This is a genomic window from Rosenbergiella epipactidis, assembly GCF_018494055.1.
GTDB lineage: Bacteria > Pseudomonadota > Gammaproteobacteria > Enterobacterales > Enterobacteriaceae > Rosenbergiella > Rosenbergiella epipactidis.
The window spans coordinates 276,049-289,262 of sequence record NZ_JABBFQ010000003.1 but is presented as its reverse complement, the minus strand read 5'-3'; the positions used below and the strand labels follow the sequence as shown (position 1 = coordinate 289,262).

At 45.1% G+C, this 13,214-nt stretch carries 14 protein-coding genes and 1 tRNA gene; 4 read left to right on the top strand and 11 right to left on the bottom strand.

Going from position 1 to position 13,214, the window contains the following annotated elements; all coding sequences use genetic code 11:
* Window position 1 precedes the first annotated feature (1 nt).
* The 5 genes from yfiR to pgaA form a co-directional block, all read right to left on the bottom strand.
* Entirely contained in the window at window positions 2-511 is a 510-nt protein-coding gene (gene yfiR, locus HGT71_RS06910) for a regulatory sequestration protein YfiR (protein ID WP_214217132.1), read from the bottom strand.
* Between the two features lie 138 nt (window positions 512-649).
* A complete protein-coding gene (pgaD, locus tag HGT71_RS06905; RefSeq protein ID WP_214217131.1) occupies window positions 650-1,069 on the bottom strand; it encodes a poly-beta-1,6-N-acetyl-D-glucosamine biosynthesis protein PgaD in 420 nt (139 codons plus the stop codon).
* Window positions 1,066-2,400 carry a poly-beta-1,6-N-acetyl-D-glucosamine synthase gene (pgaC, locus tag HGT71_RS06900; RefSeq protein WP_214217130.1) on the bottom strand — a complete coding sequence of 445 codons (1,335 nt, stop codon included), beginning with the start codon at window positions 2,398-2,400 and terminating at the stop codon, window positions 1,066-1,068. Before pgaC ends, pgaD begins: the two co-directional genes overlap by 4 nt.
* On the bottom strand, window positions 2,393-4,399 hold the full coding sequence (gene pgaB / locus HGT71_RS06895) for a poly-beta-1,6-N-acetyl-D-glucosamine N-deacetylase PgaB (RefSeq protein WP_214217129.1): 2,007 nt from the start codon (window positions 4,397-4,399) through the stop codon (window positions 2,393-2,395). Before pgaB ends, pgaC begins: the two co-directional genes overlap by 8 nt.
* 2 nt (window positions 4,400-4,401) lie before the next feature.
* Window positions 4,402-6,843 carry a poly-beta-1,6 N-acetyl-D-glucosamine export porin PgaA gene (gene pgaA, locus HGT71_RS06890; protein WP_214217128.1) on the bottom strand — a complete coding sequence of 814 codons (2,442 nt, stop codon included), beginning with the start codon at window positions 6,841-6,843 and terminating at the stop codon, window positions 4,402-4,404.
* A gap of 664 nt (window positions 6,844-7,507) precedes the next feature.
* Here pgaA and HGT71_RS06885 point away from each other — a divergent pair.
* Window positions 7,508-7,951, top strand: coding sequence for a hypothetical protein (locus HGT71_RS06885; protein WP_214217127.1), 444 nt, complete (start codon window positions 7,508-7,510; stop codon window positions 7,949-7,951).
* Window position 7,952: 1 nt separating this feature from the next.
* Entirely contained in the window at window positions 7,953-8,519 is a 567-nt protein-coding gene (locus HGT71_RS06880; RefSeq protein WP_214217126.1) for a hypothetical protein, read from the top strand.
* Between the two features lie 81 nt (window positions 8,520-8,600).
* On the opposite strand, the gene HGT71_RS06875 is transcribed toward HGT71_RS06880, so the two are convergent.
* From HGT71_RS06875 to HGT71_RS06860, 4 genes are all read right to left on the bottom strand, one after another.
* Entirely contained in the window at window positions 8,601-8,798 is a 198-nt protein-coding gene (locus tag HGT71_RS06875) for a hypothetical protein (protein WP_214217125.1), read from the bottom strand.
* A gap of 213 nt (window positions 8,799-9,011) precedes the next feature.
* Window positions 9,012-9,086: transfer RNA gene (locus HGT71_RS06870), tRNA-Arg, on the bottom strand.
* A gap of 208 nt (window positions 9,087-9,294) precedes the next feature.
* Window positions 9,295-9,465 carry a hypothetical protein gene (locus HGT71_RS06865; protein ID WP_214217124.1) on the bottom strand — a complete coding sequence of 57 codons (171 nt, stop codon included), beginning with the start codon at window positions 9,463-9,465 and terminating at the stop codon, window positions 9,295-9,297.
* A gap of 312 nt (window positions 9,466-9,777) precedes the next feature.
* Window positions 9,778-9,903: a DUF2256 domain-containing protein gene (locus HGT71_RS06860; protein WP_214217123.1), complete on the bottom strand. Its 126-nt coding sequence runs from the start codon at window positions 9,901-9,903 to the stop codon at window positions 9,778-9,780.
* 236 nt (window positions 9,904-10,139) lie between these two features.
* On the opposite strand from HGT71_RS06860, the gene HGT71_RS06855 reads away from it, so the two are divergent.
* Window positions 10,140-10,325: a hypothetical protein gene (locus tag HGT71_RS06855; RefSeq protein ID WP_214217122.1), complete on the top strand. Its 186-nt coding sequence runs from the start codon at window positions 10,140-10,142 to the stop codon at window positions 10,323-10,325.
* Between the two features lie 79 nt (window positions 10,326-10,404).
* Here HGT71_RS06855 and HGT71_RS06850 read toward each other — a convergent pair whose 3' ends face one another.
* Together HGT71_RS06850 and HGT71_RS06845 are read right to left on the bottom strand one after the other, a co-directional pair.
* Entirely contained in the window at window positions 10,405-10,923 is a 519-nt protein-coding gene (locus HGT71_RS06850) for a GNAT family N-acetyltransferase (RefSeq protein ID WP_214217121.1), read from the bottom strand.
* A 125-nt stretch (window positions 10,924-11,048) separates the two neighbouring features.
* Window positions 11,049-11,903, bottom strand: coding sequence for an SDR family oxidoreductase (locus tag HGT71_RS06845; RefSeq protein ID WP_214217120.1), 855 nt, complete (start codon window positions 11,901-11,903; stop codon window positions 11,049-11,051).
* A gap of 207 nt (window positions 11,904-12,110) precedes the next feature.
* On the opposite strand from HGT71_RS06845, the gene ahr reads away from it, so the two are divergent.
* Window positions 12,111-13,127, top strand: coding sequence for an NADPH-dependent aldehyde reductase Ahr (ahr, locus tag HGT71_RS06840; RefSeq protein ID WP_214217119.1), 1,017 nt, complete (start codon window positions 12,111-12,113; stop codon window positions 13,125-13,127).
* The last annotated feature ends 87 nt before the right edge of the window (window positions 13,128-13,214 follow it).

The following is a 13,214-nucleotide window of genomic DNA, read 5'->3' as shown; positions in this document are numbered from 1 at the left end:
TCTACTCATCCCCATCTTTGGATAATAATAGGACATCTGAATTAACTCTGACACCAGAGCGACTCAGTGAATCTAAATTTACCGAAAATTTAAATAGCTGTTGACGTCTGTTTAGACAAAAAGCAGCACCTGCAACACAATCGGCATTATTTTCGCTAATCGTGAGGATATTTTTACCTGTGAGAGCGTTGATAATGCCGTTCTGTTCTTCAACCGATTCTCGGCCAAAATAAATAGCATCGCACCCTGCTGAAAGAAATTCAGTGGGATTACTGATAGCAACCACTCTGAAAACTGGATTACCCGCGGCCTTCTCTATATTAAAAAAGTTTGCCTGCTTTGATACGCACAGCAAGGGATGTCCTTCAACCTTCGGCCAATGAGAGAAACTTAATATTCCCTCAACTATTTTATTGGTAGAGACTTGCACCTCTCGGTCTCCAGTCATCGACAAAGCAACGTGGGATATAAAAAGAGAGATAAAAATTAAAAGCCTACTGATAAATTTCACTATTTTTTCGCTTAATAGCCTTCAGAACCACATCAGAAGATTTTATCATTTAACCGCTACCAGTGCCATCAATTGATGAATTGACCGATCCTCATTATATGGGTTTATATAATGAAGTCCTCAGCTAGACTGTTTCTCTCACGGCTCTGCTGAGAGCATAATTATTTCACTTTGTGTTATCTCTCCAGAAGGTGAATGAAACACTTTTATCACCTTATGACTTTCCAACTTCTCTAATTCAGCAATACTTATAGCAAAGCTTTTTGCCAATTTTCTTTGATTAGGCATGCCTTTTCTTTTCCTTCTCTCTCTGCTAAAAAATAACTGATTGTATTTCGCCCATAATATAAAGAGCAAAACATAAATAATAGCGAATAAAAAATAATTAAGCAGCGTGATTGCAGGAGAAACTTCTGGACGATATTGCCGAGAAAATAATTGCTGATATTCATGGATAATGAGATAAAGAAATCCCCCCCAAGCAATAAGAGTTAATATACTATCGACTATCCTGATTGAGCGACGAGGCTCGGTAATAATAATAGGTTGCGAATTCATTTTGATGTCCTCTCGATCCCTCGGTCTGAATGACTCCACCGCGCACGTTGCTGTTGTTTTTTCAACATTACTTTAGGAAAGGCAACTAACGTAGTAAATAGACTTAACATCCAATACACAACAGGGAACCAAACCACCCAGAATAGTGACTGGAAAATTTTCTTTTCATAACGGTGTTCGATAATAATACTGACGATAAACTGGAATAAACACACCACTGCCAAGGTAATCCCGGTGAAATGCGGAGGAAATAACGTTTCAACCTGTAGATTAGTCGGCAAGGTTATAAATAGCCCCACTACAAAGAGCAAAACACTCATGGCGTAGGAGAATGCCCATAAGGTGGATAGCATAAATTCCCCTAGCAATACCCACATGCGTTTGTGTTCAAAAGACCAGATATTTTTCATATTTTTGACAAAGACTTCGGCCCCACCTTGCGCCCAGCGTAACCGTTGTTTCCACAGGCCTTTAATTGTTTCTGGCATCAAGATCCAACAAATAGCCCGTGGCTCGAAGAAGATCGACCAGTGCTGTAATTGGAGCTTCCAGCTAATATCGATATCCTCAGTAATCATTTCCGGGCTCCAGTATCCGACCTCTTCTAGCGCGGTTCGGCGAAAGGCGGTAATCACACCAGAGACCGTAAAGACATGTCCGTAAATTCGCTGCGTTCGTTTGATCAAACCAATAATTGATGAGAACTCACCGACCTGAATCCTCCCCACCAATGTTGAGCGGGTTCGAATCCGCGGATTACCGGTTACCGCGCCGACACGCGGGTAGGTGATCAGTGGTGCAACCAAAAATGCTGCCATATCGGGGTCAGGCAGTGCATCGCCATCAATACAGACTAAAAAATCACTTCTCGCCGCGGCGGCAGCAGTACGTAAGGCAACAGCTTTACCTTGGTTTTCAGCTAGATGAATCACCCGTAACTTAGGAAACTCTCTTGCCAACTGAGTCAAAATCTCCCCAGTATTATCGGAAGAACCATCATTTATCGCGATAACCTCTAGATTGGTGTAACGCTGTTGTAACGCTGCCTCCACAGTTTCTCGCACATTCGGCCCTTCGTTATAACAAGGGATCAGCAATGAGATAAGCGGTGAAGCGAGGCCTGCCTGATCGCCAATGTCCGGTGTTTGTGACCAATACCGTTCACGGTGAAACCAAAAATAAATACCACCGGTAATCCATAACGCCGCCATAAACAGTGGCCACAGAAAGACGAAGTTGAGCATAATTTCGCCAGTAAAGGTCGCCGCGAATCCCAGTGGGAAGCTCAACACTAAGCAAAGAATGGTGAATGTTAAAATGCGATCAGTCATGAGCAGGATACCAAGCCGATGAGATATAAGGACGAATAGTCGAGAGTGCCGGTTTATTCATTAAAAAATTATCTGGGTAATAGCCATAATTTCGTACACCCAGTAACTGCAAGGCTTCAATCCATTGAACGAGCTGCCGATCATTTATCGATTGCGCCGCATCAGGATGTCGCCAATCGACACTCTGTAATTCGATAATGGTCTTATCGAGCCCCCCAGGCAGTTGCTTGATACGCGCCACCACTTGCTTGAGCCATTGAGCTTGTTCAGCGGCAGGAATATTTTCCATTTCAGGCATCGCCATCGGCACCGTCCAGCGATAGTTCTTGATAAAGAGCGCGAGATTCTGCGCCGTCCACTGCTCACTCTCTGGGTTGAGGACCGGCTGGGCGTAGAGGTTCCTCGCCGATTCGATCTGGGGTCCCCGTATTGTCCTGACGGCATGCATCAGTTGCTGGGTAAAATCGATCAGCACTTGGGTTTTATAAGTACTCCAGCGAGATAACGCTTCCGGTGACTGACGGATGTCGCTTATGGATGATGCGAACCCCGCCTCTTGGTAAGCTTTTATCGCTTGCGGACTGTTATCTTCATAGTCCGAAAGCACGCCATCGTCGTGAAATAGAATACCGTTGAAGGCAGTATTTGCTGCAAGATCTTGATAGATCTCGGTTATCTGCTTTCTCACTTCAGGGCTCCAGGGTGACAGACGTTGATAGTCGCCCTGTTCGGTAGAGCGCCCCTTCTCCCCTTCTACTCGAGGAAGATTTTTATCCAGACCAAAGGCAAGCACCGGCATCCAGGCGAAGACTTTGACATTCGCCCTATTCTGTAACTGCCACGAGACAAAATTAAACAGATCCGCTCGGACCGGAAGATGGCGATTCGGAAAATAGAGCGATTTGACCAGACCATCGCCTTTCGGATCGGCAAAAGCTTGTAAAAATACGTGCGTCACCCGCAGATCTGCGACCCGTTGGATCAGTTGATCGATATTCTTCTGTTGTTGTCGTGGGTTAGGGTCATACACGTAATCCAGATCCACATGGATCATTCTGACCGGTGCTCTGTCGCCAGTCTGCGAAATATCGGTGACAAAGCTTTGTAAGGAAGGATTCCCTGAAATCAATACCCGAGGTAGACTCATCATATTACTGGTATTACCCAGTCCATCGTTTAACGTAAAGGCCATCTCGTAGCCCTGTTGTTGCGCCAAGGCTAAGCTAGCACCGTTCTCTGCACCATAAGGCCAAACCAGCACCCGCGGTGCCTTACCGGTAACTTGGGTTAATTTATCGGTAATTTTTTTAATATCGGCACTGATACGCTGCTGAAACTGCGTGGTCGTCTCGTAATGCTTCGCTTTCGTATCGTAATAGCGACTCGTCATGGCAGGCTCTAGGCTGCCTTGTGGATTGGCTGGAATACCAAAGTGAGCGTTCCAAGTATGAGAACCGATCTCGACCAAGCCTGAATCACTGACTTCTTTCACCATCTGCCACGTTGCAAATTTCTCCCTTGCGGTAGAGAGACCACCAAAGTCGATCGGCTGATGATCAGGTGCATCGACCCAACTTCCGACCGGCGCCCACAGTGCAGGCCAATTCCAGGCTTTAAGCACTGGCCAGACTCGCGTGTAGAAACTGCTATAGCCATCGTCAAAACTAAGCAAAACAGCTTTAGGGGGGAGCGTACCTTTATGCTGATGTGCCTCAATAATTTGTTGAACACTCACTGGCTGATAGCCATTATCACGAAGCCAATTCATCTGCTCGATCAGCGCGCCGGTTCTTACTGCCAGATAACGCTGATCCGCCCCACCATCTTCGACATCGTGGTAGGCAATAGTGAGAAAACTGTTGGTCGGCCACGACTGTTGAGATAAAGGATGCCCACGTTCGGATGGCGGTACGAAGAGGACCGATGCGGCCAGAGCAAAATGTGAGGTGGCCAGTAGGCTAAAAACCAGCGATAAGGCCCAATCCGTTAATTTTTTCATCCTTAAAACCTCAGCGTCATATCAAGCTGTGCAGAGAGAGTATTCTCATACTGACCATCCCAAGGCTGACGGCCCCAGAGTAAAGTCAGCCCTGTAGTCAAACGTCTAGTCCATTCTATTTCGTGGCCGTAACTGATTTGTGTGGTTGAACCTGTTGCCTGCCCATGCTGTTGATAAATTCCACTGCCAAGGCTTAGCTGCTGGCGCCACACTCGCGCGTAGTGCCGACTAATCTGATGGGTTAGCGTCAACGCTGGGATGACAGAGAGATCGTTTTTAGGGCTGTAATAGGCGACGTTTTGCTGACTATTTTGGCTGCCACTCAGTGCCGGGGTAAAATCGAGTACAACTCTCGGTGCAGTCCATAGCCGTTCTTTACCTGAGAGCTGATATTCAATGCGGTGGTTTCCATCAGAAAAGTGAGTCGGGCTCAGTGAGAAGTGGTATTCACGTCGTTCATTTTGCCGCCATTCAAGCCCTAAGCCCGCATCATCGGCGGTAACGTGATTGGCGCGCGCACGTAAGGGAGCCTGAGTTGAGAAACGTGCTAGGTGGCCGGTGATACGCCAGTGGTCATCGACGTCGTGCCAGCCTGCTAGCTGAAAGCCAGTATGCGTTTCTCCGGAAACCTGTTGATGATTGACCGCAATTTCCGCCTGATAGTCTCGTTCGCGCCATTCGACACCGACCGAAGGGGTCGAGGCATGTTTTTTGCCCTCTTCGAAATGGCTCTGTTCGAATTGATAGCCACTAAAAAGTCGGAAATTAGTCGCGATTGGCGGAGTATAGAGTCGACTTGACGTGGTGACGTCTCGACTTCCCGTTACCGGGCTATTGGAGTGGAGGCCGTGATTTACCCCTACTTGCAGCTCCCAACTATGATGAATGCTACGAAACGCCTCTAATTCTTGGATAACCGGTGAACTCGCCGAACGGGCAACAAGATCGTCCGTTAATAGGTCCATTTGCTGCCACTCTTGCAGATTACCCGCAACATACGCTTGCTCTGTTTCTAATGAAATATCATCCGGCATAAGACATTCAGCACGCTTGAGTATTCTCTCAGCCTGGCGATCAGCTCCCCGTGCAGAAAGCACCCTGGCATATTGAATAGCAAGCCCCTGATTACCTGGGGCACTGGTCGCTAATCGCTGACTTAACTGCTGTGCCCCGATAAGATCTTGAGTATCAACGAGGTAATCAGTCTTCAAAGACTGTAAGCTAAGCCAACTATCATTGGGTTGTTGCAGTGGCAATCCCCATACCTGAGTTTTCCACGGGGTATGTGCCGCGCGCGCGGCTAACGCTTCTCCGGCCAAGTGATACTGACCGCTTTCCAAAAGTGCGTAAAACTCGGTTGAAAAACGATCATCATCTTGCCGCACAATGGAAACCGGAATCGACGATAATATGGTTAATGCTTGACGTGGTTGCTTACGTGCCAATAATGCCGTCGCGATCCAGGGTTTGACGTAGTCAGGTAACGGTGCCCTAGCCTCCCGCAATCGATGATATTCTTCAATGACTTGACTATAGTCTTCACGCGCGACCAACGCCCCTAAGCGATCATAACGTAAACGCTGCAACGAGAGTTGGGCATCGGCTACCCCTTGCCACGCTGTGCTGAGTTGACGATAAAGGGCTAATGCCCGGTCAGCATTATCAAAACGGGTTCGCAAATCGTCGGTCTGGATTAGTGCATTGCGGACTAGCTCCGCAGCGCTATCAAGTTGAATTTCTCTTAATCTTTGCGTGGGCAGTGATAAAGTGTGCGCGGCCTGTAACGCGGGCCGGGAAAGACGATTTATCGCATAAAGTTCGCTAAGTTGCCGCTGTATACGTTGATCATCAGGATCACGTTGCTCTGCCTGAGTCAGTAACAGTAAAGCCTCTGCGTTTTTTCGTTCACGTAAACGCAGATAAGCTAATGTTAATCGGTAGTCAGTTGTTTTCCCTAAATGATTAATCCGCTCTGCTGTTTCACTGGCTGCAGCGAATTGCCCAGCATCGGCTTCTGTCATGGAGAGCGCTGAGAGGTAATCGATCTCATTAGGGGCACGCTTAAGCGCTTGCTGCCAATATGCAATGGCCTTAGGCCAATGGTGCAAATTACGCTCTGCCGACGCCACTGCAGCAAAGGCTCTGGCCGGAAGCGTCGCCTGTGTGCCATAGCGCTGCCACACCAAAAGTACCGTATCATTATCTTGTTGCCAGCTCGCGACCTGTAACCAATCCGCAATCTGACTGCTGCTCAGTGGATGGCGCTGCGATTCATCGACAAAATAGCTCATCAACTCGGCAGTCTCTCCGTCCCGCGCTCGCAAGATCAGCTCGTCGTAAGACGTTGCCTTGGCATCCGCGAGTAAAAGGAGCGGAAGCGAGCATAATAGTGCTGGCCAACGCCGAGGCAATATGCCGGCCGTCAATACAGTGAGGTTTCTCATCCTTGCCCTTTCATTATTTCTGTAAGTACCGTTCAGAAAATGTATAAAGTCCTATTTAAGGCACTTTACTGAGCAGAAAGAGCTTATTTAACAATAATTGCCGATTAAATAAGTTATAACAATCGCTAAAAACTATCTATTCACTAAATACTATTATTTAATTTCATAAAAACAGATGGTTAGAGACTGAACAATGAATTAACCAATGACCCAACATGGCTAAAAAGTGGCAAAGGAGAGAGGAAAATTAAGACGGGTCTGAAGCGAGGGCATATTTAACAGCTTTTTACGCTGAGAAGTCAGCGAAATAGCTTTTCAATAGGGAAAATTAAACGACTCTAACGCAGCGTTTCTATTCCCCGACATTGTCAAAGAAAAACCTTAAGGGCTTTGGCCGGGGATTGGTTGATCCGGTCAGGAATGTGTGATCAACTGCAAAGTCACAATAACTTGGCATATCGACACAGCAGTCTGATCGTTATGATTATCTGATCTGTAGGTGAAATTTTTGCGTAATGGCAGCAGAAGTTAATAACTTCAATAAACATCGACTGCTTAACAGCCCAATTGCCTGAATTGTAATAGAGTAAACCTCGGCGTTTCAGAGGATTAGCGTTCTGGGAAGGGACGCAAAGCGTTATATCGATTTATCACGGAGGATATCATGACAACAAAATCATTTAGGTTTTCGACTTTAGGTTATTTGGCTCTCGAAGGGGTCGGAGCTTTACATGCATCTTATACTTTGCTTCTGAATGTAACGGAAAGCGAGGGTAAAGAAGGGAAAAAACTATTTTTATCTGCATCGATGTTATGTAACGCAGCCAGAGCTTATGGTTCAGGCGTAATTAAACCTTGGTGCACAGTTGAAAATAATATCGACAATAAAAAGTACGTTTTAGATTCAAAGGATAGCGCTTTTGCTCTCACGCAGAATGAAATTCTTATTGGAGGTACTCAATTCACTCTTAAAGCGAGCAAAAACATCCAGCCCGTATTAAAAATAGAAACAGGATATTTTTTAAACACAGGATATACCGGTTCGCTGGCGCCAATCCCCAAGAAAGCAACACATTATATTTCATTGAATAAATTCAAGCAGGTTTAATATGAAAATAATATTATACCCTTTCAGAGTCATGGCACTGTTTTTTCTTCTATGCAGTGATACAAATTCCTATCCCCAAGCTCTTTCGATCGAAAACAGTCCTACCTCTGAGGTAGCGAATTTAGTTGAAAAACTGGTTATGGCGGATTCTAAGCAGAGTACTGAAATCCTCTCAAAAATTAACACGATCCGAGATAAGTACCCCGAAAATACCGATATTTTGTTAATGTATGCTCATAGTCTGATCGGCGAAAAGCGCTATAGAGAGGGAATTGACACCCTTAAGATCCTCTATGAAAAAAAACCCATGCGCACCTATTTACTGACACAATGCATGTTAAAAGAAAGATTAGGAGGCAAGGAAAGAAGCTGCTACGACGATATTGTACAGCTTTCTGAAAAAAAGAATTTGATCGATTCAGATTATATCACTGCCCTGTTCTTTACCGACATGGAAAAATTTAACACCGTAAAACAACAGCTCATCAAAGAACATAGATTCAAAGAGAGTGATTTTTTTATATTCACTTTGGGTAAAGAAAAAATGCTATATGAATTTTTTCCATAGATCGCTTACAGGGGATCATTCCCTCGGAATTTCTATCATGCTGCTTTTCATGCGGAAAACATCAGCGGCTCCCTGAACCTACTACCGAGATTCGACCTGTGCCTCACCACCGGCATCAGCGATTTCAGACAGGTTATTTTCGATGATTAGAAAATCAGAGTCTTCGGGTGCAACGGTAACTTTTATGACCGGACTAACGCTTCTAGCTGAAACGTTGCCGGTTACGCTTAGGGTTACCATTGTTTCGTCGGCCGCGATAAGCTGTTCCTGAGCAGTCACACTGACTATCATGCTATCGGTTAATGCTTACCCGCCTATCAAGTTCAGCACTGACGCTGGCGATATTATTCGTACAGCCCGTCAACGTTAATGTTCAGTGAGGAAAGCTTTAGTAAGATAGTGGTTGGCGAGGGTGAAATTTATGCTGTGCGTGTCGCGTAGTGCCAGATTTTTTCCGTCCAAGACGGTGAGTAGTCAAGGGAGAGGAGTAGATGGTGTCCCCTGCAGGAATCGAACCTGCAACTAGCCCTTAGGAGGGGCTCGTTATATCCATTTAACTAAGGAGACCTTGCACGTAAGTCTTTCACTTCGTGGAAGAATGCTAATGATACCGCGTTTGTTGGCTTTCTATCAATCATTGACGCTGCCATTTTTACCGCAAGCTTATGCATGGCTATAAAACAGACTCCGATTGCTTACTTCATAGCCAAAAAACGGAGTGTCAATGCATAACACATTAACTCCTCCGTTATCGCGTTAAACAACGAGGTACGAACTAGCGATTATTGGCTTTATACCCTTTCAATATATCTGCATAAAGGGTACTAACCATCTCACCCGCTTGGGCGGCCGTTTTTCCTGCAAAAATCCCAGCTCTGATCAGTTCTACAATTAGCTGTTGGGCTGCGGCATGGACATCGGTGATGGGATTGATGATCTCTGACATATTAACTCCTTTTAATAAGATGAGGAGTGAATACACTAATACGTTTTCTATAAAGTAAATAGCACTAAAAATATATTTATACCTATCATTAGCGTTAAATCACAATATGAAAATAATGTAGATAAATTTCAGAAAGTTGATACTAAATACTTTTATAAAGTAATAAACCTATTGATAAGATTTTTATGGGAATTATTTTCAATTAATGAGTACGCTAGCACAATAATGCAAAATTTACGGCAATGATGGCATATTACGCCAAGCCACTGCCCCTGCATAATTGTCATTAGGGATAGAAGAACATAGTTTATGTTACTGTCGCCGACAGCGCTCGGAGCATTTTTTTACCTCATCCCAACATTTTTCCCATTTCTTTCGCCAGCTAAAGGGACGACCGCAGACTGTACAAATCTTTGTTGGACGCTCACTTTTCTTCATAAAAAGACCTCTATCAGTTTGAAATCCTGCCATTCTCGTCGAGAGTGGATGTGTAACTTAATCCTAGGCCCGATATAGGGGGAGATAGCATTATTCTGCAGTGCTAAGGATAAAGTTAATAACACTTATAGCGTAACGATATAATGAATACCGTTTACGAAGATGTCTTATTATGTAATAGTCACTGACTAAAAGGAAAATAACATTAATAATCTGACTCAACGAAGGGTTATTCTATGAGCACTAAAAGCACGCTTAATGCACTTGTCGGTCAAGCGACCGTAGCGTTACTTAGTATCAATAATACACTCACCAAAGATGACCTTTTACTTTACCTCTCTCAACAACGGGATAGCTTATATCTAAGCCATTCTGATTTCTACACTATCAGCAATGTACTAAACCGAGTTGATCAGCATTAACATGCTGTCGTCACTATTGCGATAATTTCCGCAATGGAGCCATTTACTATTTTCGATAAATAAATGGCTCGATTATCGGCTAACTTAATGCTTCACCAAAATACTCACTGGCGAGCTTGGACATCATAATCGTATCTTGATAGCGGCCATTTTTAAATGCGGCTTGTCGTTGAGTGCCTTCCACAATGAACCCTAAGTGCTGATACAGTGCAATAGCGGGTTGATTATCGGCGAAGACGCTCAGCTCAACACGCTGCGCAGCTAACCAATTGAAAGCATAATCCAAACCGAAGTTGATTAACTGGCGTGCAATACCACGGCGGGCATAATCGCTATCAACGGTAAGGCCAAAAGAAACAACATGCCTCAATCGAACGATTTTTTCTGTAAATAAAGTAATATTTCCTACCACCACCCCGTCGAGCTCTGCAACGAACCCAATGTGCCCAACATTAGGGTAGTTAATGATTTTCTGTTCCCAAAGCTCTACGGAAGGGCAAGGTAGCTGTAAGGTATTTTGCTGAGTAGCAGGTTGACCGTAAATCTCGGCCAGGCGTGCAGCATCTTCTCGAGTGACAGCACGAATCTTAACGCTCATGATTGATCCTCAAAAGAAAATATAATCTATATCAGAGCATTAAGTCCCGTACAAGAATGATTAGTATCACTGCTCAAAGTAAACAGGGCTAACCATTCAACGCTCTCCCAATTTTCGCAGGCAGATTACCGACCGTTAGGGGTTTCAGGATCGATCTCGTAAGCTTTTTGAACCAGCGGATGGCGCGAGGCTTCGGTCGTGACTTCGCGGGTCCATACCTCTTTCATCTGTTGCTGTGTCCCTTCGATAATCTCTGCTGGCACAACGTTTCGATATTGGGAGATCTCACCGCTAACCACTCGCGCAATCACATCGGATACTTGGAAAGGATGGAACTGTTCATGAGGGAAAGCAATTTCCTCATAATCAAACACCGTATCGATTTTGTCCTCTGGCCACCAATGAGTCCAGGCTTCAAACATTCTATCGTTAAAGCCGGTAAGGATGGGTCCAGGGTTGACCGTAGCGACTTGCACGCCAAATTCTTGTAATTCACTGTTGAGTGCCTCAGCGAATCCTTCTAAAGCATGTTTGGATGCTGAATAGGCGCCGGCAAAGGGATCCGTAGTGATGCCCGCTACTGAGGAGATGAATACTATTTTCCCCTGTTTTTTCTCAATGAATTGGCGAGCAAAGTGTTGTGTGAGCAATATTGTGCCGAACACATTGACTTCAAATTGCCGACGCAGCTTGTCTTCCGGTAGATCAACGACGGCACCGCCTTCCGAGATCCCAGCATTATTGACTAAGACATCGATTGACCATTGCGCTGCACGGAGCCGATCATTCTCATCGCTAATATCAAGCTTTTCTACTTGCAGGGTTAATCCCAGCGAACTCGCCTCATTTTTCAGAGGTTGAATCTGAGCAACAATTTCGGTGGTCGCGATAACATCGTAACCTTGCTTTGCCAACAGAAAGGCACTTTCTCGGCCAAATCCACTACCCGCTCCGGTGATTAATACAGTTTTCTTACTCATGACATCTCCTAAAGGTAAGTTCGGCACGATCCGTGCTAAGCGATAATTGTCGTTCGATATTCAGTTACCGTTAAGGCTAGATGACGCTCGACTAATACGCAATTTGCCGCACAAAGTGACTTTGTCAGCTACACTTTGAGGATGGCAAAATATCAGTTCAATGATTCTGACTAATTTTTGATACTTATCACCAAAATGGGAAAAGAGATGAAAATAAAAAGCTATGCTGCTCCTGCTGCCGGTAAACCCTTAGAGCTCTATGAATACGATGCGGCACCACTCGGTGAAGAAGAAGTCGAAGTCACAGTTAATTATTGCGGTCTGTGTCACTCAGATTTATCGATGATCGATAACGAATGGGGCATTTCGAGCTACCCACTGATTGCAGGTCACGAAGTGTCTGGCCGTGTCTCAGCCTTGGGTGAAAGTGCAAAAAATAAAGGCCTAAAAATTGGCCAAGCGGTCGGTATCGGTTGGTCGGCGAAAAGCTGTTTACATTGCGATGCTTGTATTCGCGGTAATCACTCAAACTGTGAATCGGGTACAACCCCCACTATTCTGAACCGTGGTGGCTTCGCCGAAAAAATTCGCGCAGATTGGCAATGGGTAATCCCTTTACCTGAGGCGTTAGATCCTACCCTCGCAGGTCCATTACTTTGTGGCGGGATTACCGTGTTCAAACCCTTACTCATGAGTCAAATCAATGCGATGAGCCGTGTTGGTGTCATTGGTATTGGCGGATTAGGCCATCTTGCCGTCAAATTACTGAAAGCGCTGGGTGCCGAAGTTGTCGCTTTCAGCTCCAACCCAAGCAAGAAAGACTCTATCCTCGAATTAGGTGCTGATGAAGTCGTCAATAGCCGTGATGCGGAAGCCTTAAAGGCCCAATCTGGACGTTTTGACCTTATTATCAGTACTGTAGCTGTAGATTTGGATTGGAAACCTTATTTTGATGCGCTAGCACCTGAAGGAAAATTCCACACCGTCGGTGCTGTGATGAAACCTATCGAAGTTGCGGCTTTTGACCTGATTGCAGGCGATAAATCAATTGGCGGCTCCTCAACCGGGTCACCTGGGGAATTACGTTCATTGCTGAAACTGGCAGCACGTAAAAAAATTACCCCTAAAATTGAAACCTTCCCAATGTCTAAAATCAATGATGCATTGGAGCATTTGCGTGCGGGTAAAGCGAACTTCCGTGTTGTTCTAAAAGCAGATTTCTAATCTTAATGACGGGGAGGCCCCCTCCTCGTCCTCTTTTTTCACCCAATGAGTTTCGCCCTCTCACACTCTTCAATTAAATTTTCTTTT

Bases quoted from the DNA above. Each gene is read 5' to 3' on its own strand.
- pgaD (WP_214217131.1), bottom strand. From the start codon at position 1,069: ATGAATTCGCAACCTATTATTATTACCGAGCCTCGTCGCTCAATCAGG.
- pgaC (WP_214217130.1), bottom strand. From the start codon at position 2,400: ATGACTGATCGCATTTTAACATTCACCATTCTTTGCTTAGTGTTGAGC.
- pgaB (WP_214217129.1), bottom strand. From the start codon at position 4,399: ATGAAAAAATTAACGGATTGGGCCTTATCGCTGGTTTTTAGCCTACTG.
- pgaA (WP_214217128.1), bottom strand. From the start codon at position 6,843: ATGAGAAACCTCACTGTATTGACGGCCGGCATATTGCCTCGGCGTTGG.
- HGT71_RS06885 (WP_214217127.1), top strand. From the start codon at position 7,508: ATGACAACAAAATCATTTAGGTTTTCGACTTTAGGTTATTTGGCTCTC.
- HGT71_RS06880 (WP_214217126.1), top strand. From the start codon at position 7,953: ATGAAAATAATATTATACCCTTTCAGAGTCATGGCACTGTTTTTTCTT.
- HGT71_RS06865 (WP_214217124.1), bottom strand. From the start codon at position 9,465: ATGTCAGAGATCATCAATCCCATCACCGATGTCCATGCCGCAGCCCAA.
- HGT71_RS06860 (WP_214217123.1), bottom strand. From the start codon at position 9,903: ATGAAGAAAAGTGAGCGTCCAACAAAGATTTGTACAGTCTGCGGTCGT.
- HGT71_RS06855 (WP_214217122.1), top strand. From the start codon at position 10,140: ATGAGCACTAAAAGCACGCTTAATGCACTTGTCGGTCAAGCGACCGTA.
- HGT71_RS06850 (WP_214217121.1), bottom strand. From the start codon at position 10,923: ATGAGCGTTAAGATTCGTGCTGTCACTCGAGAAGATGCTGCACGCCTG.
- HGT71_RS06845 (WP_214217120.1), bottom strand. From the start codon at position 11,903: ATGAGTAAGAAAACTGTATTAATCACCGGAGCGGGTAGTGGATTTGGC.
- ahr (WP_214217119.1), top strand. From the start codon at position 12,111: ATGAAAATAAAAAGCTATGCTGCTCCTGCTGCCGGTAAACCCTTAGAG.